The organism is Amycolatopsis sp. Poz14 (genome assembly GCF_006704225.1).
GTDB lineage: Bacteria > Actinomycetota > Actinomycetes > Mycobacteriales > Pseudonocardiaceae > Amycolatopsis > Amycolatopsis nivea.
In genome coordinates, this window is the sequence record NZ_JACLHD010000001.1 from 921349 (window position 1) to 942086 (window position 20738).

General features: G+C 67.8%; 19 protein-coding genes. 5 read left to right on the forward strand and 14 right to left on the reverse strand.

Annotated elements, in window-relative coordinates; genetic code table 11:
* Positions 1 to 133 precede the first annotated feature (133 nt).
* The 3 genes from FKO37_RS04610 to FKO37_RS04620 are packed head-to-tail and all read right to left on the reverse strand — an operon-like array spanning position 134 to position 2542.
* Positions 134 to 691 carry a hypothetical protein gene (locus FKO37_RS04610; RefSeq protein WP_037808824.1) on the reverse strand — a complete coding sequence of 186 codons (558 nt, stop codon included), beginning with the start codon at positions 689 to 691 and terminating at the stop codon, positions 134 to 136.
* Between the two features lie 32 nt (positions 692 to 723).
* Positions 724 to 1914: an N-acetylglucosamine-6-phosphate deacetylase gene (gene nagA / locus FKO37_RS04615; RefSeq protein ID WP_037808822.1), complete on the reverse strand. Its 1191-nt coding sequence runs from the start codon at positions 1912 to 1914 to the stop codon at positions 724 to 726.
* A 52-nt stretch (positions 1915 to 1966) separates the two neighbouring features.
* On the reverse strand, positions 1967 to 2542 hold the full coding sequence (locus tag FKO37_RS04620; protein ID WP_051172562.1) for a SigE family RNA polymerase sigma factor: 576 nt from the start codon (positions 2540 to 2542) through the stop codon (positions 1967 to 1969).
* 197 nt (positions 2543 to 2739) lie between these two features.
* Between FKO37_RS04620 and FKO37_RS04625 the strand changes: the two genes are divergently transcribed.
* Positions 2740 to 3024 (forward strand): YciI family protein, encoded by a 285-nt coding sequence (locus tag FKO37_RS04625; RefSeq protein ID WP_037808820.1) that lies wholly within the window; start codon positions 2740 to 2742, stop codon positions 3022 to 3024.
* On the opposite strand, the gene FKO37_RS04630 is transcribed toward FKO37_RS04625, so the two are convergent.
* The 4 genes from FKO37_RS04630 to FKO37_RS04645 all read right to left on the reverse strand — a co-directional run bounded on the left by FKO37_RS04630 (position 3021) and on the right by FKO37_RS04645 (position 7185).
* Positions 3021 to 4019, reverse strand: coding sequence for a PDR/VanB family oxidoreductase (locus FKO37_RS04630; protein WP_037808818.1), 999 nt, complete (start codon positions 4017 to 4019; stop codon positions 3021 to 3023). The two genes, FKO37_RS04625 and FKO37_RS04630, sit on opposite strands and share 4 nt — an antisense overlap.
* Entirely contained in the window at positions 4016 to 4876 is an 861-nt protein-coding gene (locus tag FKO37_RS04635) for a metal-dependent hydrolase (RefSeq protein ID WP_238603807.1), read from the reverse strand. The genes FKO37_RS04630 and FKO37_RS04635 overlap by 4 nt, the downstream gene beginning before the upstream one ends.
* Entirely contained in the window at positions 4873 to 6342 is a 1470-nt protein-coding gene (locus FKO37_RS04640) for an NAD(P)/FAD-dependent oxidoreductase (protein WP_037808815.1), read from the reverse strand. Before FKO37_RS04640 ends, FKO37_RS04635 begins: the two co-directional genes overlap by 4 nt.
* 75 nt (positions 6343 to 6417) lie before the next feature.
* On the reverse strand, positions 6418 to 7185 hold the full coding sequence (locus tag FKO37_RS04645) for a helix-turn-helix transcriptional regulator (protein ID WP_238603808.1): 768 nt from the start codon (positions 7183 to 7185) through the stop codon (positions 6418 to 6420).
* 69 nt (positions 7186 to 7254) lie between these two features.
* On the opposite strand from FKO37_RS04645, the gene FKO37_RS04650 reads away from it, so the two are divergent.
* Complete coding sequence (locus FKO37_RS04650; RefSeq protein WP_238603809.1) at positions 7255 to 8298, forward strand: zinc-binding dehydrogenase; 1044 nt, start codon at positions 7255 to 7257, stop codon at positions 8296 to 8298.
* On the opposite strand, the gene FKO37_RS04655 is transcribed toward FKO37_RS04650, so the two are convergent.
* From FKO37_RS04655 to FKO37_RS04665, 3 genes are all read right to left on the reverse strand, one after another.
* The gene (locus FKO37_RS04655) at positions 8295 to 8768 is read right to left on the reverse strand and encodes a pyridoxamine 5'-phosphate oxidase family protein (protein WP_037808811.1); all 474 of its coding nucleotides are present in this window, start codon (positions 8766 to 8768) and stop codon (positions 8295 to 8297) included. The two genes, FKO37_RS04650 and FKO37_RS04655, sit on opposite strands and share 4 nt — an antisense overlap.
* A gap of 8 nt (positions 8769 to 8776) precedes the next feature.
* Complete coding sequence (locus FKO37_RS04660) at positions 8777 to 9667, reverse strand: SDR family oxidoreductase (RefSeq protein ID WP_238603810.1); 891 nt, start codon at positions 9665 to 9667, stop codon at positions 8777 to 8779.
* Positions 9668 to 9748: 81 nt separating this feature from the next.
* Entirely contained in the window at positions 9749 to 10663 is a 915-nt protein-coding gene (locus FKO37_RS04665) for an aldo/keto reductase (protein WP_037808808.1), read from the reverse strand.
* 62 nt (positions 10664 to 10725) lie between these two features.
* On the opposite strand from FKO37_RS04665, the gene FKO37_RS04670 reads away from it, so the two are divergent.
* Complete coding sequence (locus FKO37_RS04670; RefSeq protein ID WP_043834768.1) at positions 10726 to 11547, forward strand: LLM class F420-dependent oxidoreductase; 822 nt, start codon at positions 10726 to 10728, stop codon at positions 11545 to 11547.
* Positions 11548 to 11651: 104 nt separating this feature from the next.
* Complete coding sequence (fbaA, locus tag FKO37_RS04675) at positions 11652 to 12683, forward strand: class II fructose-bisphosphate aldolase (protein ID WP_037808805.1); 1032 nt, start codon at positions 11652 to 11654, stop codon at positions 12681 to 12683.
* A 99-nt stretch (positions 12684 to 12782) separates the two neighbouring features.
* Here fbaA and FKO37_RS04680 read toward each other — a convergent pair whose 3' ends face one another.
* From FKO37_RS04680 to FKO37_RS04690, 3 genes are all read right to left on the reverse strand, one after another.
* The gene (locus tag FKO37_RS04680) at positions 12783 to 13784 is read right to left on the reverse strand and encodes a hypothetical protein (RefSeq protein WP_037808803.1); all 1002 of its coding nucleotides are present in this window, start codon (positions 13782 to 13784) and stop codon (positions 12783 to 12785) included.
* A 266-nt stretch (positions 13785 to 14050) separates the two neighbouring features.
* Entirely contained in the window at positions 14051 to 15313 is a 1263-nt protein-coding gene (locus FKO37_RS04685; RefSeq protein WP_238603811.1) for an ATP-binding protein, read from the reverse strand.
* Positions 15314 to 15429: 116 nt separating this feature from the next.
* A complete protein-coding gene (locus FKO37_RS04690) occupies positions 15430 to 16842 on the reverse strand; it encodes an alpha-L-fucosidase (RefSeq protein ID WP_051728640.1) in 1413 nt (470 codons plus the stop codon).
* Positions 16843 to 17044: 202 nt separating this feature from the next.
* Between FKO37_RS04690 and FKO37_RS04695 the strand changes: the two genes are divergently transcribed.
* Positions 17045 to 18811 carry a hypothetical protein gene (locus tag FKO37_RS04695; protein WP_238603812.1) on the forward strand — a complete coding sequence of 589 codons (1767 nt, stop codon included), beginning with the start codon at positions 17045 to 17047 and terminating at the stop codon, positions 18809 to 18811.
* Here the strand turns inward: FKO37_RS04695 and FKO37_RS04700 are convergent.
* On the reverse strand, positions 18808 to 20736 hold the full coding sequence (locus FKO37_RS04700; protein WP_238603813.1) for a UvrD-helicase domain-containing protein: 1929 nt from the start codon (positions 20734 to 20736) through the stop codon (positions 18808 to 18810). The two genes, FKO37_RS04695 and FKO37_RS04700, sit on opposite strands and share 4 nt — an antisense overlap.
* Positions 20737 to 20738: the final 2 nt, after the last annotated feature.

Consider the following 20738-nt stretch of genomic DNA (forward strand, 5'->3'; position numbering starts at 1 on the left):
CGGTACAGGGTGACTCAGGGTGGCCTCATCGGGCAAGGAATCGCAGGTCATCGGTGTGGGATCGGGGTTAAGAACTTGGCCCGCGAGTGCCCCGCGGCAGTGGCCGTCCGGGCAACCGAGGGCGCGGCAGGGCTCAGATCAGCGTCAGCAGGCCGATGACGGACCCGGCGGCGAGACCGAGCAGCACCGCCAGCAGCAGGACCCAGTGCGCGGGCAGCGGGCCGTTCTGCGCTGCCTGGGCGGGGCGCCGGACAGTCGCGTCGGCGGACCCGACCGGCGGGATCGAGCCGGTGGTGCCGGGCGAGGTGTCGGCCGCGTCGAGGGCGGCGCGTTCGCGGGCGAGCGAGTCGGCGCCCGCGCCGGACAGCAGGCCGTAGTTGGGCGGCAGTTCGGTGGTCGGGCCGGTCTGCGACGGCGCGCCGGTCTGGGCCGAGGCGCCGAACGAACCGGTGCCGGATGCCGGAGCGGCACCGAACGAACCGGTTCCGGCGGTACCGGGGCCGGAGATGCCGGGACCGCCTGCCGCGCTGAATGAGCCCGTGCCGGAAGCACCGGGCTGGACCGAGCCGGTGCCCGAAGCTTCCGAAACGGCCTGGTCTTCCGCTGGATTCGGCAGGACGTGCGGAGCGAAGACAGCTTGTGCACGCAGCGCGTCGGCCAGTAACCGTTCCGGGTCTTTCGGCTCGCTCATCCGCTCCGTCCGCCTGTCGAAGTGCTAGCTCGTCACGTACTCAAGGTAGCCCGGCCCGCCTCGGCCACCCATTCGCCCCGGTGCAGTACCCGGGACGGGCGCAGGTCGTCGTCCAGGATCACCGCGTCCGCGGCGAGGCCGGGGCGCAGTGCGCCGGTGCGGTTGGCGATGCCGAGCAGTTCGGCCGGTCGCGCCGACGTCGCCCGGACGGCGTCCAGTACGTCGAGTTTCGCACCCTTCACCAGGTTGCGGAAGGCATTGTCCATGGTCAGCGTGCTTCCGGCGAGCGAACCGTTGTCCAGGGTGGCGACGCCGTCGTGGACGTCGACCTCCAGCCTGCCCAGTGTGTAGCGGCCGTCGGCGGCGTCGGTGGCCGACATGGCGTCGGTGATCAGCACCGTCCGGCCGCGGCCCGCGTGCTGCGCGGCCAGCCGCACGACCGTCGGGTGCAGGTGGACCAGGTCGCAGATCAGCTCGACCGTCACGCGCTCGTCGTCGAGCAGCACGCCGACCGGACCCGGCTCGCGGTGGTGCAGCGGGCGCATGCCGTTGAACAGGTGGGTGGCGACCGTCGCGCCGGCGTCGATGGCCGGAACCAGCTGGTCGGCGACCCCGTCGGTGTGGCCGATCGCGGCGATCACGCCGGATTCGGCGAGCTGCCGGACCGCCTTGACGCCGCCGTGCAGCTCGGGCGCGAGCGTGACCATCCGGATGGCGCCGTGCCCGGCGCGCAGCAGCTTCTCGACGGTCCCGGTGTCCGGTTCACGCAGAGTGTCCGGATCGTGGGCGCCGCAGCGGGCGCGCGAGATGAACGGGCCCTCCAGGTGGATGCCCGCGAGGTCGCCCTCCTGCACGAGTTCGCGCAGCGCGGCGATCTGTTCGGTGAGCAGGTCGATCGGGTCGGAGACCAGGCTCGCGAGCATGGTGGTGGTGCCGTGCCGCCGGTGCGCGCGGACCGCGGTGCGGATCTCGTCCGGGTCGAGCGTCGAGAACGACGCGCCGCCGCCGCCGTGGCAATGGGTGTCCACGAAACCGGGCACGACCAGCGCCCCGGCGACGTCGACCGTGGCGGCGTCCGGGCTGCTCGGGGGCGTTCCGGTGCCTACCGCGGCGATCTGTCCGCCGGACACGGCGAGCCAGCCGTCGTCGAGTACGCGGTCCGGGGCCACGACGCGGCCGCCCGTGATGACGAAGTCTCCGGGGTGCTTCACGCGGTCCAGCATATATTGGTCTGGACCAAGGAGGGTCGACCAGCGCGAGATTGGTCCGCCCAGGTCACTGAGGCGGCTGCATTGCCTTCTGCAACGCTTCCAGCGCCCGGCTGGCGGTTGACTTCACGGTGCCCTTCGAAATGCCCGCGGCTTCCGAAATCTCCGCTTCGCTCAGCCCGCCGTAGTAGCGCAGCACGAGCACCTCGCGCTGGCGCGGCGGAAGCTTCGACAGGGCGTTGACCACGGCTTGGTGCTCGCTGGAGAGCATCGCGAGGCTTTCCGCGGACCGGGCGTTCACCGCGTGCGGGGGCACGTACTCGCGGGCGGTCTTGCGCCGGCGCAGCACGCTGCGCGATCCGTTGACCACCGCGGTGCGCAGGTAGCCGACGGCCGCGGCGGCGTCGCGCAGCCTGCCCCAGTTGCGGTGCAGGCCGGTGAACGCCTCCTGCACGACGTCCTCGGCCGTGGCCGGCTCGTCGACCAGCAGGATGGCCAGCCGGACCAGCCGCATCCGGTGCTGCCGGTAGAGGTCTTCCAGGTTCAACGGGGCGGTCGGCGGCTGCGCCGGGACCGGCCCGTCCATGGTCCGCAGGTGGCCGAGGGTCGCCTCGACGCTGCGTTCCGCGTTCCCCTCCAGCATGTATCCCCGCCTGTCCTCGACGTGTCCGCTCCGCAGGCCCCAACGCGTGCGCGATAGGCACAGCGTGCACACAGGTTCCGCCCGCGCCTAGCCTATCGGGTTGGCCTCCCGCTGCCACCGCTCGCATGGTGCGTCCGCCCGGCTGTCACCGGTAGCGTCTGCGGCGTCACTGTCGTGCTCACCCCAGGAGTAAGCGCATGGCCTGGTACCTCGTCGAAATCCGCTATGTCCAGGAGAAGCTGGCCGACGTCCGGCCGCGGCACCGGGACTACCTGAAAGAGCACGTCGAGGCAGGCCGCGTCGCGGTGGCCGGTCCGCTCGCCGACAACTCCGGCGGGCTGGTGCTCTGGCAGGCCGAGGACGAGGCGGCGCTGGCCGAGCTGATCGACAACGACCCGTACGCGCTCGAAGGCGTCGTGGCCGAGCGCAGCGTCCGCGAGTTCAAGCCGCTGCTCGGCGACTGGGTTCCGCCGCAGAACTAAAGCTCCAGGACGGCGGGCCCGCGGTCGACGCAGATCCGCACGCGCCCGCCGTCTTCGGCCGCCACCTCGCAGGTGCCGCAGAAGCCCTGGCGACACGAGTACGGCACGTCCGGCAGCACCTCACGCACCACGTCGAGCGTGGAGCGGTCGGCAGGCACGTCGAGGGTGCGGCCGCTGCGCCGCAGCACCACGCGGAACGGTTCGCCGTCCACGATCGGCGGCGGCGAGAACCGTTCGAAGTAGACCGCGGTCGCGCCCGTGCGGGCCAGGTCGACGCGGACGCCGGTGATCATCGGCACCGGGCCGCAGCAGTACACCGACGCGCCCTCGGGCATTTCCTCCAGCAGTTCCGCGCCGGACGCCGGGATGCCGAACTCCGTGTCCGGCCGGATCCGCACTCGCTCGGCGGGAAGCTCGTCGAGGAATGGCATCGACTCACGAGAACGGCCGGTGTAGACCAGCCGCCAATCCGCGCCGATCTCCTGCGCGCGGCGCACCATCGGCAGGATCGGCGTGATCCCGATTCCGCCCGCCACGAAGTGATACGCGGGTGCGGCGACGAACGGAAACGCATTGCGCGGCCCGCGCGCGGTAACGCGGGTTCCGGCGGTGAGCGCGTGCACCTCGGCGGACGCGGAACCGATGTGCCGTACGGCAATCCGGTAGTGCGACAGGTCCGAAGGCGAACCGCACAGCGAATACTGCCGCACCGTTCCGGAAGGCAGGATGAGATCGATATGCGCGCCGGGACGCCACGCGGGCAGCGATGTCGAGTCCGGCCGCACGAGCCGAAGACTCACCACGCCGTCGGCTTCGGCGCGCACGGCGTCGACGACCAACGGCAGCCGACGGTCGACCTCTTGCACCGGCGGACGCCGTCGGCCGGAAACCTCGGCCAGCTTTCGATAAGCCGCGCCGACCGCGACCAAAGTGGACATCAGCCGGTCGCGCCTGCCGCTGCCGTCGAGTCTGGGCGGGAACTGCGGTGCGGTCATCGCGGAGCGTCGGCGGCCTTGGCCGCGGGCGAACTCGCCAGGTACGCCACCGCCTGGTCCGTGTTGCCGGTTTCGGTGGGGTGATACGACTTCCGGAAGTACGGGCGGATCTCGTGCAGCAGTTCGCGCGGTCCGGGCAAGAAGCCTTGCCGGGCGGCGCGCCGGTAGGCCCGCCAGCTGGTGCGGCCGGGACGCGTCGGGTCGTTCTTCATCAGGAACCGGGTGCCGCGCAGGAAAACCCACGCCAGCACCGGCGTCACCACGAGCATCGAACGCACTCGACGACCGTAGCGGCCGTCGAGGTGGCAGAAGAGGTCGTAAGCCACCGACCGGTGCTCGACCTCCTCCGCGCCGTGCCAGCGAAGGAGATCCAGCATCGTCTCGTCCGCGCCGGCCGCGTCGAGTTCCTTCGCGTCGAGGATCCACTGGCCGAGAAACGCCGTGTAGTGCTCGATCGCCGCGACCAGCGCGAGCCGTTCGATCAGCCATTCCCGGCTCGATCCGGGCCGGTCGCCGAGCAGCCGCCGGAACATCCACTCCATCTGCGCGATGTAGGGCCGCACGGAAACCCCGGCGGACTCCAGGTGTTCGGCCGCGCCGTCGTGCGCGACGGCGTGCATCGCCTCCTGGCCGATGAACCCGAGCACGTCCTCCTTGAGCCGCTCGTCGCGGATCAGCGGGACGGCCTGCTTGAACACCTCGACGAACCAGCGTTCGCCCTCGGGCAGGGCCAGGTGCAGCACGTTGATGCTGTGCGTGGCCTGCGGCTGCCCGGGAATCCAGTGCATCGGCAGTTTCGACCAGTCGAACTCCACGTCGCGCGCGTGGAGCACGATCTGTTCGTGGTCGGCACTCATGACCGGCCGCTCAGCTCGTAATCGCTCGGCTCGACGCGCCGCGTCTCCAGCCAGTACCGCCAGGTGAAGCCGGGCCAGATGGTCCGGTTGACGCCCTTCGCGTCGAGGTACCAGCTCTTGCAGCCGCCCTGGGTCCACACGCCCTTGACGAGCTTGTCCTGGATCTGTTCCTGGAATTCGTCCTGCACCGACGGCCGCACGTCGAGTGCCGCCGCGCCGCGGGAATCGGCCAGCCGGATCGCGTCGACCACGTAGCGGGACTGCGATTCGATCATGAACACCACGGAGTTGTGGCCGAGCGCGGTGTTCGGGCCGAGCAGGAAGAACAGGTTGGGGAACCCGGAGACGGTGATCCCCTTGTGCGTCTGGATCCCTTCGGTGGCCCAGGTTTTCGCGAGATCGCGGCCGCCGACGCCGGTGATGTCGAGGTACTCCAGCGCGTCGGTCACCTTGAAGCCGGTGCCGTAGATGATCGCGTCGACCTCGTGCTCGACCCCGGCGGTGTCGACGATGCTGTGCGCACGGACCTCGGCGACACCGTCGGTGACGACATCGACATTCGGCCGGTCCAATGCGGGGAAGTAGTCATTCGACAGCAGGACGCGTTTGCAGCCCATCGTGTAGTCAGGCGTGACTTTCCGGCGCAGCGCGGGGTTTTTGATGCCCTTCGCGATGTGCCTGCGCGCGAGGATTTCGGCGGCCTGCATGAGTTTCGGGTGCCCATTGAACCCGATCGCGCGGGATTCGAGCATCCAGTACAACGCGTTGCGGTACAGCCGCTGCGTGCCCGGAACGCGCTTGAACAACTGCCGTGCCCAGCCCGGCATCGCGTGGTCCGGCTTCGGCATGATCCACGGCGGCGTGCGCTGGAACAGCGTCAATTCGCCGACCTCGGGCGCGATCTTCGGCACGAACTGCACCGCGCTCGCGCCGGTGCCGATCACCGCGACCCGCTTGCCCGCCAGGTCGAACTCGTGGTTCCACTGCGCCGAATGCCAGGTCTGGCCCTTGAACTTGGCGATGCCCGGCAGTTTCGGGATCTGCGGGATGTGCAGTCCGCCGACGCCGGCGACGAGGAACTGCGCGGAAAACTCGGTGCCGCCCTTGGTTTCCACTGTCCAGCGGCGTTCGCCCTCGTCCCAGTGCGCGCCGGTGATCTCGGTGCCGAACCGGATCTTGTCCCGCAGCCGGTACTTGTCGGCGATGCCCTTGAGGTAGTCGAAGATCTCCGGCTGCGGCGAGAACGACCGGCTCCAGTCAGGGTTCTGCGCGTAGGAGAACGAGTACATGTGCGACTGCACGTCGCACGCGCAGCCCGGGTACGAGTTGTCCCGCCAGGTGCCGCCGACCTCGTCGGCCTTCTCCAGGATCACGTAGTCCCGGATGCCCGCTTTTTCGAGCTGGATCGCCTGGCCGAGCCCGGAAAACCCGGTGCCCACGATCACGACCTTGAACCGCTCGGTCATCTTGTCGGCCTCCGCTGCGCTGGGGGTCTGGCAGCGTTTATGTTACCTCAGGTAACAGTTACTTCAAAGTACTTCCTACTCGCCAGTACCACTCGGCAGCCGATAGACCACCAGCGTCTGCTCCGGACGCTCGGCCACGTGGAAGGCGGCGTGCGTCGCCGTCACCACGCCGAGCCTTGGGTGCCGAAAGCGCTTCTGACCTGCGTGGCTGAACTGGATTTCGTAGTGCGGCCACCACTCGCGCACCTCGGGGCTCGCCTCGGTCAACTCGGCCACCAGCCGGGTCACGCGCGGGTGGTCGGGATGCCGTCCGGCGATCGCGCGCAGCCGGGCCAGGATGTTGCGTGCCTCCTGCTCCCAGTCGACCAGGACCTCCCGGGCGGCGGGCTCGGTGAACATCCAGCGGACGACGTTCGCGCCCGGCTCGATGTTCCGGAACAGCTCCGCGGCGGCGTCGTTGTACGCGAGCAGGTCGTAGCAGATGCCGGTGACGTACGCGGGGTTGTCGCCCAGCATCGCCGGGACGCCCGCGACCTCGGGCGCGGCTTCCTCGGGCGCGTCCTCGGCAGTGGCTCCGCCATCGGCGAGCCGGCGCAGGTGCTCCTGTTCGGCGCTGGTCAGCCGCAGCGCCCGAGCCAGGGCGTCAAGCACCTGGTCGGACGGGCGGACGTCGCGGCCCTGTTCGAGATAGGTGAGCCAGGTGGCGCTGATTCCGGCCAGCAGAGCCAGTTCTTCGCGGCGCAATCCGGGCGTGCGGCGGCGTCCGGTGACCGGCAGGCCCGCGTCGGCCGGGGCGATCCGCTCGCGGCGGCTGCGCAGGAAGGTGCCCAGTTCGACGCTCACCCTAGAACCTCCAGTACCAGAATAACGCGATTCTGGATACCAGCTTAACGGCGCGCGAGGCTGGGTCGTATGCGAGCTTGGAATGTCGACGCGCAAGGCCTGCGTCTCTCTGAACTGCCGGAACCCGCTCTCCAGGGCGGTGGCGCCGTCGTGAAGGTGCTCGCCGCGCACGTCCCGGCCTACACGAAAGCGGTGGTGACGGGCGGGCGCGGCGGCCTGCCGGTTCCGCTGGTCCTCGGCCCCTCGTGCATCGGACGCGTGACCGACGTCGCGCCGGACGTCTTCCACGTCGCGCCGGGCGACATCGTGCTGGACACAGCGCTGCTCAACGCGGGCGACGGCGACGAGATCCTGGTCGGCTGGGTCGGCCTCGGCGCGTCTGGCCGCAACGAGCGCACGGACCGCATGCACGAGGTGTGGCATGACGGGACCTTCGCGGAGAAAGCGTTGTGCGCCAAGGAAACGATGATCAAGCTGCCCGGTGCCGAGAATTACCCGGACCCGGCGCGGCTGGCGTTTCTGCCGTGGCTCTGCGTTGCCGCCGCTGGCCTGCACACCGCTGGTCCGCTGGCTGGCCGCGACGTTGCGGTGATTGGTGCGACCGGTCAGATGGGCGGCGCGGCCGTGCTGCTGGCGCTGGCGGAAGGCGCGGCGACGGTGACGGCGGTGGGCCGCAACAAAGTGGCGCTCGACCGCTTGGCTGAACTCGATCCGCGCGTGCGCACCCACCAGCTGACCGGCGATCGGGCGACGGACGCAGCGGCGATCGGCCCGGTGGACGTAGCCCTCGACGCTCTCGGCGCCACCCCGACGGCGGACGCGACGATGGCCGCCTACGACTGCCTGCGGGTGCGCGGCACCCTGGTGCTCGTCGGCGGCGTACGTCAGGACCTGACCATTCCGTACGGCGAATTCATGCACCGCAGGCTCACCCTGCGCGGCTCCTGGATGAGCGACGACGAGACGGTGCGGACGGTGTGGAACCTCGTCCGCTCAGGCGCGCTGGACCTCTCCGTCGTCGAACTCCTGAAGGTGGGCATCGACGATCCGGAATCCGCTCTCGACCTGGCGGAAGGCACTTCCGGACTGAGCTTCGTCGCCCTCGTGCCCTAGTAGACGCCGCCGAGTTTCGAGTGGTCCCAGCTCGCGATCTTCGTCGGACGCAGGATCAGCCCGACCCGCTTGGGCGCCTGCCGTTCGATGAAGGTCCGCAGCTCGTCGGGCACCGGTGCGCCCGGTTCAGCGCCGGAGTAGCGCATCATCAGCGCGATCCCCATCGCCGTGACCTGCTCGGTGTCCTCGACGAACTCGACGTCCGCCTCGAAGGAGAGCCCGCGCAGCTGGTCGTACGAATCGCCGCTTTCGATCAGCACGGTCGCCTCGGGCAGCCGGCGCAGGTTCTTCGCCTTCTGCGAGGTGCCGTAAGTCCACGTCGCGACCCCGCCCTCGTGCGGGTAGTACCAGAGGGCGGTGAGGTGCGGCCTGCCGTTCGGGCCGACCGAGGCCACGTTGATGACCTTCTGCTCGGCCAGGTAGGCCTGCACCTCGTCCGGCTTCATCCGGATCTGGTCGCGACGGGACATGACGCTCCTCAGCTGCGCTTGGTGGCCGCGCGTCCGCCGTGGCCGGTGACCGACGACTCGAACGCGCCGCGCTCCTCGACGTCCTTCAGTGCGGCCCGGTCCGCCGCCGGCACCCGCGTCCGCGCGCCGAGTTCGACGATCGGCGGCAGGAACGAGCGCAGCAGCTTCAGGCCGCCGACCCAGCGTGGCACGTGGATCGTCCGGGCGCGGCGCAGAATCCCGGCCTCCAGGTCGTCGAGCGCGACGTCCAGCGGGTAGGTCTTGCCGAGCAAGCCCGGCATCCCGGCGCGCAGCTTGCCGAACACCGGGTGCGCGTCGGCGCTTTCGACCAGGTCGGTGCGGATCCAGGTGGGGTGCGCGACGCCGACCTTCACGCCGAGGTGCGCGACCTCCGCGCGGAGGCTGTTGCAGAACGCTTCGACGCCCGCCTTCGCGGCGGCGTAGTTCGCCATGCCCGGCGCGTGCGTGATCGCGGCGAGCGAGGAGATGCCGAGCAGGTAGCCGCGGCGTTCGATGACGTGCGGCATCGTCACCCGGAACGTGCGCCACACGCCGAGCAGGTCGACCTCGATCACCCGCTCGAACGCGGTGCGGTCCACCGAGCGCACGAATCCGGCGGTCGCGATGCCCGCGTTGGCGATGACGATGTCGATGCCGCCGAAGTGCTCGACCACACCTTCGGTGACGCGCTCGAGGTCGTCCCAGCTGGTCACGTCGGCTTCCCAGGACTTCGCGTTCGGTCCGATCCGCTTGGCGACCGCTTCCTGTTCGTCGGCCTCGAGCCCGACGAGCGCGACCTTGGCTCCGCGCGCGGCGAGCCGCTCGGCCAGGCCGGCTCCGATCCCGCGAGCGGCTCCGGTGATGAGCACGACCTTGCCGTCGACCTGCTTCTGAGCCACGGTGCCCTCCTGAGCCGGTTTTGCCTGTCCGGAGGGCACCGTACAACAACCTACCCGCAGTAAGCTACTGTTCGGTAAGTATCAGTTCGACGCTTCGCCCAAAGCGGTGAGTTCGGCGTCGGTCAGGGTCAGCTCGACCGAAGCGAGCAGGTCAACGAGCTGCTCCGGGGTCCGCGCGCTGGCGATCGGCGCGGCGACGGTCGGCTGCTGGCGGAGCCACGCGAGCGAGACGCTGGCGACCGAGGCCTGGTGCGCGGCGGCCACCTCGTCCAGCGCGGCGAGCACTCGTTCGCCCCGGGCGTCGAGGTAGGCCAGCGCCCGCGGGGCACGCGGCGAGTCGCCCGGTTCGTCCTTCGAACGGTACTTTCCGGTGAGGAATCCCTTGGCCAGTCCGAAATACGGGAGCGTCGCCAGGTTCTCCTTGGCGACGAGCGGGGCCAGCTCCCGTTCGTAGTCGCGCTCGACCAGGTTGTAATGCGGTTGCAGGGCAACGTATCGGGCGAGCCCGTTCTGGTCCGAAATGGACAATGCGGAGGCGAGCCGGTCCGGCTCGTAGTTGGAGGCCGCGATGTAGCGGACCTTGCCGTCGCGGACGAGCTGGTCGAACGCGCCGAGGGTTTCTTCCTGCGGGGTGTCGAGGTCGTCGATGTGCGCGTAGTACAGGTCGATGTGGTCGGTTCGGAGGCGCTGCAACGATTCGTCGACTGCCGCGGCGATGTTCTTCGCGGAGAGGCCGGGCCGCTGGTCTCCCCCGCCGACCTTGGTGGCGATGACGATGTCGTCGCGGCGGCCGCGCTTGGCGAGCCAGTTGCCGATGATCGTTTCGGAACCGCCCCCGCCGCCGTAGATGTTGGCGGTGTCGAGGAAGTTGCCGCCGGCCGCGGTGTACGCGTCGAGAACAGCGAATGACGTGGGTTCGTCCGCGGTGTTGCCGAAGACGTTGCAGCCGAGGTTGAGGCCGTGGATGTCCAATTCCGTGGTGCCGAGCTTCGTCATGCTTTCGAACCTAATCCGGCCGGTACGGGAGGAAAACCGGGTTCTCGCGCGTTGGGCGGGACATGGCTATCGAACTGGGCAAGCTAGGTGTGTGGCGGATGTCGACCGCGGTGGACAGCGCGTTCGCCGCCGAGGTGGAGAAACTGGGCTACGGCACGATCTGGCTCGGCGGGTCTCCCGGCGGCGACCTGGCGATCGTCGACGAACTGCTGGCCGCGACCGAGGGGATCAAGATCGCCACCGGGATCGTCAACATCTGGGCCGACGCGCCCGAGGACATCGCGCGGGCGTTCCATCGCATCGAGGGCAAGCACCCGGGACGGTTCCTGCTCGGCGTCGGCGCGGGCCACCGCGAGCACACGCAGGAGTACAAGAAGCCGTACGCGGCGCTGGTCGACTACCTCGACGCGCTCGACGCGGCCGGGGTGCCCACGCAGTCGCGCGCGCTGGCCGCACTCGGCCCGAAGGTGCTCGAACTCGCCCGCGACCGCACCGCGGCCGCGCATCCGTACCTGACCACCCCGGAGCACACCCGGGCGGCGCGGGAGCTCCTCGGTGCTGGAGCCGTGCTCGCCCCCGAGCAGAAGGTCGTCTTCGACACCGATCCGGAGCGGGCGCGCGAGACCGGCCGCAAGACGGTGCAGTTCTATCTCGGCCTGTCCAACTACACCGCGAACCTGCTCAAGCACGGCTTCTCCGAGGAGGACATCGCGGGGAAGGGCAGCGACCGGCTGATCGACGCGCTGGCCGTCCACGGCGACGGAAAAGCGCTGGCCAAGGGCCTGCAGGCGCACCTCGACGCGGGGGCTGAGCACGTCAGCGTGCAGTCGCTGGACGACGATCCGTTCCCTGCCTACCGGGCAATCGCGGCGGAGCTGCTCTGAATCGCTCCAGTCGGTTTCGTCTCGTGTGAGGTAGGACCGGTCGCCCCGGCCGGTCCACCTCGTACGATGCCGCTGTAGAAGCCAGTCGTCTCGAGGAGGAACCGATGCCCATCGCCACCCCCGAGGTGTACGCGGAGATGCTCGACCGGGCGAAGAAGGACGAATTCGCCTTCCCGGCCATCAACGTGACCTCGTCGGAAACCGTGAACGCCGCGATCCGCGGGTTCGCCGAGGCGGAGAGCGACGGGATCATCCAGTTCTCCACCGGCGGCGCGGAGTTCGCGTCCGGGCAGAAGGTGAAGGACATGGTTGTCGGCGCGACCGCGCTGGCCGAGTTCGCTCAGGTGGTGGCGGCGAAGTACGACGTCAACGTCGCGCTGCACACCGACCACTGCCCCAAGGACAAGCTGGACGGCTTCGTCCGCCCGCTGATCGAGATCTCCGCCGAACGCGTCCGGGCGGGCGGCCTGCCGCTGTTCCAGTCCCACATGTGGGACGGTTCGGCCATCGACCTGGACGAGAACCTGCAGATCGCGCAGGAACTGCTCGCCAAGGCCGCGGCGGCGAACATCATCCTCGAGGTCGAGATCGGCGTCGTCGGCGGCGAGGAAGACGGCGTCGAGGCGGAGATCAACGAGAAGCTGTACACCGCCGAGGGCGACTTCCTGAAGACGATCGACGCGCTGGGCGCGGGCGAAAAGGGCCGCTACCTGCTGGCCGCGACGTTCGGCAACGTGCACGGCGTGTACAAGCCGGGCAACGTGAAGCTCCGCCCGGACGTCCTCAAGGGCGGCCAGGAAGCGGCGGCGAAGAAGCTCGGCCTCGACGCCGGCTCGAAGCCCTTCGAACTGGTCTTCCACGGCGGCTCGGGCTCGCTCCCGGAGGAAATCCGCGAGGCGGTGTCCTACGGCGTGGTGAAGATGAACGTGGACACCGACACGCAGTACGCGTTCACCCGCCCGATCGCGGACCACTTCTTCAAGAACTACGACGGCGTGCTGAAGATCGACGGCGAGGTCGGCAACAAGAAGGTGTACGACCCGCGCAGCTACCTGAAGGCCGCCGAAGCGGGCATGGCGACCCGGGTGGTCGAGGCCACGCAGGCGCTTGGCTCGGCTGGCAAGAAGCTGGGCTGACGGATTTCCTGGCGGGAGGCCGTCTCGACGTGCTGTCGGGGCGGCCTCCCGGCTTTTTTGACTGCCGAGTGAACGAGCGAGCGTGGCGGGCTGGGGTGGTCAGTTCTCGTATCGTTTCGTCACGATGAAGGTTGTTCCAGCGAGAGGTTCTCCGACGACGGTCTTCGCCCAGGTGGCCAGCACCTCGGACTGTCCATTGCTGCGGTTCAGCAGATCGACGAGTTCCGAGACGGTTGGCGGTTCAGTTCGAACGCAATCGAGCACCACCTTGTTTATTGAGCTACTTCCGACATCCGGTTGCGGGTTTTCCGGCACCCATCGGCCTACCTCAATGTTCCATTCGGTCCTATTCCATTCCTTGTTCGGCATAGGCGCTTGGATATTCATAAAGTAGCAGCCGGCGTCTTCATCGTACGGATCGTCGCTTATTTCGAAACTATCAACGAGCAGCTCCGCATTGTCGTTTGCGCACCGCCGGTGCGCGTCCAGAAGCAAGCGCAGATCAGCGACGGCCTGTTCGCGCTGCGCTTGGTTCAGTCCTTCTTCCAGCTCATTCAAGGCCTCTCGACCCTGCTGGTCAAGCCCGGAATCGAACTTGTCGAAAACCACCAGGGCAATGCGGGAATTTCGAAAAATACGCATAAAAGATTCTGCGGGTTTGAGCTGGTCGTTGTCCTCGGTAAATTCCTCTCGGATCCTGCGGGCTTCCGTTTCCAGCTCCGCGATGATCGCTGTCTTCACGGGTGCGGGTGCGTTGGCGACCACGGTGATCAGGTCGTGCAGGGCGCGATGGAGGAGGGTCATGGCCTGCTCGTACCAGAGACTATGGGTACCGTCGCGCAGATCCGACCAGGAATTTTGGTCAGGCAGTACCCTCAGGTGATCTGTCGGGTAGCCGGCGTAGCGGTTGTCTCTCTCATCCGGCAGGCTAACCGGCACCGTGGAGTACGCGGAAATCCGATTCAGCGCATCGACGATTCGCGCGGCGAGTGCCGTGTCGTCGACACTTGTGACAGTGGACGACACGACGCCGACCGGCCCGTGGTGGGTGGCCAGAATTTGCACTTTTCCGCGATTGGCATGCTGTGAATAGATGGTCACGGGCGTACTCCTTCAACCGACGTCACGGCAAGTGGTCGGCGGGTGGCGAGGAAGTCAGTCGATGAGGTGGTGGCGCAGGCGCAGTCCAACGCTCCATGCCTCAGAAGAATCAGCGGTGGCTCAGGTCCGATCCCAAGCTCCTTGCGTCGTAGCTCACACTACAGAGGGTCCAGTCAAGGTCGCAATCATCAGTTCGCGTCAGCGACTCATTCGATGTCGCGTGCCCTGAGCTCGAAGCTCGGTCAGCCGCGCCAGCCGTGACTCGATCAACTGTCCGATCGCCAGAGCGCGGAGATGGGGACAGCCCAGATGCGGTCGCCCAACGGCAAAGTCTGGGAACCGGTGTGAACGACCAGCCCGGTGATGAAGCGGCTGCCCAGCTTGTCCCGCAGCATCATCAGGTGTTTGGCGTGCCGAGCTGTCGGCGTGCTGGTCAGCTTGATTTCCAGGCCGGCCAGTTCTCCGGTCCGCCGGTCCTCCACGATCAGGTCCACCTCGGCTCCGTCACGGTCGCGGAAGTAGGACAGGTCGACGCTTCGCTCGCTCCACGTCGCCTGCTTGAGGACCTCGGTAATGACGAAGGTTTCGAACAGCGACCCTGCCGCTGTGCCGTCCGCGGTCGGGCTGAAGGTTTGCTCGCCAAGCCCGCAGAGGTCGGCCGCGAGCCCCGTGTCCGTGACCACGATTTTGGGACGTCGCTTCGCCCGGTTCGTGATGTTGGTAGACCACGCGGGCAGCAACGTCACCAGGTGGAGGGCTTCGAGCAGCGCGACGTAATTCGACGCGGTTTCTCGGCCGACTTCGGCGTCGCCGGCGATGCCCGAGACGACGAGTTCCTGGCCTGTTCGAGCAGCCAGAAGGCGCAGCAGCCTGCGCAGTTCCGCCTCCAGCCGGACCTCGGCGACGGGGCGGAGCGCCTCCCGTGAAACGACGTCGTGAACGTAGGCTTCGAACCAGTTCCGGCGTTGCCGTCCCGACAAACCCTCGGTGACGATCTCGGGATAACCGCCTTCCAGCAGCGTCCGGATCAGATCCGCGCGGGGCAGGGTTTCGGTTTTTCCCGGCCAGCTGGCCGGCTCGAACAGCAAGTCCAGAAAGGCCTCTCGGACGCCGAGCCGCTCGCCCATCGACAGCGGCCACAGCACCAGCCGTCCGGCTCGGCCGGCCAGCGTCTCCGACAGGCCTCGATCAGCGAGATAGTTGGTCGACCCGGTCAGCAGCAACTGCCCGCGGGTGCGATCTTGGTCGGCTGCCTGCTTCACCGCGAGAAGGAACCCTCGTCCCGCTCTCTGGAACTCGTCGACGGCTGCTGGTCGCGGCAAGGCCTCGACGAACCCGACCGGATCGTCTGATGCCCGAGCCAGAACGGCCTCGTCGTCAAAGCTGAACCACGCATGGCCTGGCAGGTCGAGCAGGTCTCGCACCAGCGTGGTCTTCCCCGTCTGCCGCGCCCCGCCGAGCAGCACGACACGGAAGGACGAAAGCAGCTCGGTCACCCTGGGAGCTGCGTTGCGCTGTACGAGGCTCATCACAGAGGCAGTCTAACCGACAAAACGCGGAACTTCTAACCGACAAAACGCGCTACTGGTAGGCCGCAGAACGCGGCACCTCGGGCGGACGACCGGATGCCGCTTCGGCTGCGCACCTACCAATCCGTCACCGAAAGCACCGCCGGGAACTCCTCCGTGAAGTCATCCGTCCGGTGCCTGGGCAACTCGATCGCGATCCCGTCCGTCGTGCGGGTCCACGGCAGTGGCCGGGAATGCCCGCCCAGCAAGCGGATTCGCGACCGGGGGCCGATCGGCACATCCCCTGGCACGAGGAGCCGGCCGTCTGGCCAATGGAGTGGGATCAGGTTGAACGCGCCGTGCGTCCGGGTGTAGCAGAGGTCGCCGTCCATGGCTCGGGTCCACGGCGTGGAACCGTAGATCGCGCGGCCGTTGATTCGCAGCCAGTGGCCCATGTCCAGCAGGCGCGAGCTCATCCAATCCGCGATCGTGCCGTCCTCGCGGGGGCCGATGTTGAGCAGCAGGTTTCCGTTCTTGCTGACCACTTCGGCGAGCAGCCGCAGCAACTGTACCGAGGATTTGATCTTCGTCGGGTCCTCGTTTTCGTTGTAACCCCACGACTTTCCGATGTTCAGGCAGGCTTCCCACGGATCCGGGCGCAGGACGTACTTCTTGTTGTCGCCCTCGACGGTCGCGAAATCCGCGTGCGAAGCTTCGAAACGGTCGTTCGCCAGTACGCTCTTCGGCCAACGGCGATCGGCGGCGTTGCGGTAGTAGTAGGACAGGATTTCGTCGCTGCGCCAGTCCCACGTCTTCGGCCGGAAGATCGGGCCGCCGCCGAATTCGTGGTAGCCCTGGCCGTCTGCCCACAGGATATCCGGATCGTAGTGGTCGATCAGGGTTTTCAGGTGTACGTGCTCGTATTGGGTCACGTAGTCGGCGACTGGACGGTATCCGGTGTAGGGGGTTTCCGCGCCGGTGTAAGGGTTTCTGGGGGCGGTGCCGAGCGCGGGGCTGTAGAACTCGCCCAGTGAGTAGTAGAGGCCTCGTTTGAGTCGGGTGTGCGCGGCGGCCGAGAAGAGTTCGCCGACCAGGTCGCGGCCGGGGCCCAGGCGGACGGAATTGCGGTCGGACGCGGTGTTGCGGAACAACTGGAAACCGTCGTGGTGCTTGGAAGTCAGCACGAAATACCGGGCTCCGGCTTGTTCGAACAGGCGTACCCAGGAGTGCGGGTTGTAGCGGCGGGCGGTGAAGCGCGGGATGAACTGGTCGTACGCGAAATCCGCGCCGTAGGTTTTCAGGTGGTGGTCACGAGTTCCGGTGCCACGCGCGGGATCCGTGACGTTCATGGCGTACAGGTACCACTCGGCGGCGTGTCTGGCGTCGCCCCAGGCCGCGGCTGAATAAGCGCCCCAGTGGATGAAGATGCCGAATTTTGCCGACGGGTACCAAGGCGTGGCCGCGGGGGTGGCTTGCGCCGGTGTCGCGGTGAGTCCGAGCAAACCCGCGGCGGCGAGCACGCTGCGGCGGCTGATTCCTGCCTGGTCCATGAACGCATCCACTCCCGTCAGCGGCGGCGGTCATCAGATGTCTTGGCCTTTCAGGGGTACCAGCTCGGCGAACGACCGGCAAGCATCCTGTCTGGTCGAGACAGCTGTTCACAAGCATGAACGCGACGGTTGGCCGATTGACGCGGTCGAATGCCGTTCTTATGGTCAGGTGAATACATCAGATCTATTGAGGGTGGCCGCAATGGGTGCAGCGTGGGAAACCAGTCGGCGGACGGCGTTGCGCGGCGGGGTCGCCCTTGCGGCTCTCGCTGCCACCGCGGGGACCGCGTTCGCCGATCCGAGGCCGGGGCGACGGCTTCCGTTCCTGCTCGACATGGTCCAGAACAACCCGGGCGAACCGCTGTTTTCCAGTCGCTTCAACGATCCCGCGACATTGAAGAGCTACGGCTACGACGGTCAGGTGATCAACGAGTTCACCCCGCCGCAAACCGCGATCACCTTCGAGACGTTCGACGATCGCATTTTCCCCGCTGGCTCACCGGGTCGCGCCTGGGTCGAGGCCACCGCGAAGAAGATCGACGCACACATCGCGCGAGCGCACGCGGCGGGCATCGCGGCGTATTTCTTCACCGACATCATCGTACTGCCGAAACGTCTGGTCGAACTGTATGGCGACCAAATCCTCGACAGTCAAGGCAGAATCAGTTTCGACCGCCCGCTCACTCAGCAGATCCACCGGCTGATGCTGCGCGAGATCTGCGCGCGTTTCCCCGGCCTGGACGGAATTGTCGTGCGCACCGGCGAGACGTACGTGCAGAACGTGCCGTTCCACACCGGAAACAACCCGATCACCAACGGTGCCACGAGCCACCTGACCCTGCTCGGCATCCTCCGCGACGAGTTGTGCGTACGGGCTGGCAAGCGGGTCTTCTACCGCACTTGGTCGACCGGCAGCGACAAGCTGACCAGTGACCCCGACTTCTACCGGCAGGTCACCGACCAGGTCGAGACGCACGAAAACCTGGTCTTCTCGATCAAGCACACCGCGAAGGACTTCTGGCGGACCATTCCGTTCAACCGCACCATCGGCGTCGGCAAGCACCGGCAGATCATCGAAGTGGAATGCCAACGCGAGTACGAGGGTAAAGGCGCGTTCCCGAATTACGTGATCGACGGCGTGGTCAACGGTTTCGAAGAATTCCGTACGCAACCGCGCAGCGGTCCGATCGGACTCGCCGAGGTGGCCGACAACCCGATCATCGCCGGAATCTGGACCTGGTCCCGAGGCGGCGGCTGGCGCGGACCGTATCTGCAGAACGAACTGTGGTGCGACCTCAACACCTGGGTGATCGCCCGTTGGACCCGCGACACCGGCCTCGGCGAGGAAGGCGCGTTCACCGAATACGCGACGACGCGCCTCGGCCTGCACGGCGACCAAGTCCGCCGCTTCCGTCGGCTCGCGTTGCTCTCGGCGGCCGCCGTACTGCGCGGGCACTACAGCGTGGTGCACCCGATGACCAGGCTGATGTGGACCCGCGACCAGTTCCTCGGCGGCTCCGACAAGGATCTGACCAGCGATTACGCCGCGATCGTCGCCGCTGGCCGGGTCGAACCGGTGCTCGCCGAGAAGGCCCAGGCGGCCCGGATGTGCGACGAAATCGTCGCGCTGTCCGGCACGCTCCCGCTGCGCAATCACGCCGACCGGACGTACCTGCGAGTGTCCGCGCGCTACGGCCAATCCTGGCATCGCGTCGTGCACCACGGCTGGGAAGTCATGCTGCGCGGTTACGCCGGCGCACACGACAAAGCCGCGATGCGCTACCACCTAGCCCGCTACGACGCGGAATGGCAACGCTGGCAACGACTTGCGAAGACCGAACCCTCCTGCGCGACGCTGTACCAGCCGTACAGCTTCGGCCCGAAAGGTCCAGACGGCCTCTACAACGCCGACCCAAACCACGGCATCAAACCGGCCACCGACTATTACCGTCGCCTTCTGTCCAGTTAGGACTGAACGACGCCCCACCACAGAAAGTCCCGCGCCCGGGTAGCCGCGACCAGCCGTTGCCTGCTGAGCAGCTCACGCTGTTCCTCTTGCTCAGCAGGGTCTTCCGGCGCAGGACGCGGCAGTTGGACGACCAGCACCGCGCGGAAGTCGAGCCCCTTCGCCCGGTGCACAGTCCCGACGTGCAGCCGATCTTCCGCCGCTCCGACGTAGCGTTCGAGCGCACGCGTCGGCACGCCAGCGGACTCCAGGAACCGTCGGCACTGATCGGCATCCGCATTGCTGAAGGTGATCAGCGCCGTCTCGCCGAGCGGAATTTCCAGCGCACGGACCGTCCCAGCCAACGCATCCGGAAGTTCGGCGGGCGTCCCGGTCCACGACTGCACGACGCCGCCCTCGTTGACTGAATCCGCGTCCCGCAGCGCAACGCCCGCCGCACCGTCCAGGTCGTCGACCGCGTTGATCCGCCGGGCGAAGTCGAGAATGCTCGCGCGGTTGCGGTAGTTGACCTTGAGCACCTCGCCGCGGCCCTGGATCGGGATCCCCGCGTCGGACAACCGCCAGCCACCGGGATAGACCTGCTGCTGTCCGTCGCCGACGAGCAGCAGCTGGTTCGGTCCGTCGCCAGCGATCGTGCGCAACAGCCGGAGGCCGGTCAGCGTCATGTCCTGCGCTTCGTCGACCACCACGGCCGCATAAGGTTCTTCGAGCGGCTGCCGTTCGAGTTCAGTGCTCGCCCGCGACAGCAGGTCATTGAAGTCGTGCAATCCGTTCGCGGCCAGATTCTCCTCGTACATCGTGTACAGCTGCCAGACCTTCTCGCGCTGGCCGCGATCGAGCCGAAGCCCGCGCCGGGCCCGGTGAATGGACTGGTACTTCTCCAGCGTCCGGATGCCCTGGCCCTTGATGATGCGCTGGACCTCGGTCTCCCAGTAGTCGTAGTTCGGACCCAGCCGCTCCAGGGGTTCGCGGTGCTCCTTCCAAGCGCGCCCGAAAGCGGCCTTGGTCAGCCGCGAATGGGTGTTCAGCTCGATCCCGCGGCGCTTGAGGAACTCCCGTGCCCACGCGTGCAGGCTGATGAACTGCGCCCGGTCCGCCAGCTCCGGAGCGAGCCGCCGGAACGTCGTCTCATTGACCGGCGGCAGCGTGCGCACGAAGGTCGTGAACAGCAGCGGACCGGTGCTTCGTCGGCCGACGTGCCGCATCCGGTGCAGCGCGACCACCGTCTTCCCGGTCCCGGCCGGACCGCTGATCCGTGCCGGGCCGGAGTAGTTCCGCGCCGCCAGCGCTGCCTGGTCGGGATGCAGGAACGTCATCCACGTTTCGAACGGCCGCTCCACCGCCGCGATCAGCTGGTCGTCCGCGACGCTCTCCGCCGAGAGCAGCTCGAACGACCCGGCTTCCTTCTCCGGCGCCGAGACCGTGAGCCACTCGTAGCCACGCAGCCGCGCAGCGAGCCCGTCGGCGATTTTGGCGGCTTGCCGAACGGTCAGATGCACGGTGTCACGCCGGAAAAGCTGGTCCAGTTTGGCCGCGGGCAACACCCAGAACGGCCCGGCGTTGCGCGGTCCCCGCGGAGACTGCGCGCCGACGATCGCGACCAGGGTCACCGCGCTCCGGGCGATGCGCTGTCCGCCCGGGCCGGGCAGCCCGGCGAACCGCTCTTCCGCGTCCCGCGCCACCTCTCGCATCGTCGCTTCGTCCGGCGGCGGATCGGTGACAACAACTGCAAACACCCCGGCGCGGCCGATCAGGAAGGCGTCGGCGGTCCCCGGATCGCCGGTGCGCACCGCGAGGTGCCAGCCTTCGGCGGTCCGCTCCAGCAACCCGGTCAACGCGTTGCGCCGCAAGGGATCCCGGAACCGCTCCGCGATCAGGTGCGTGGCTTGCCGCTGGACCTGCCTGCGGGCATGCGCGCTGAGTGCCACGG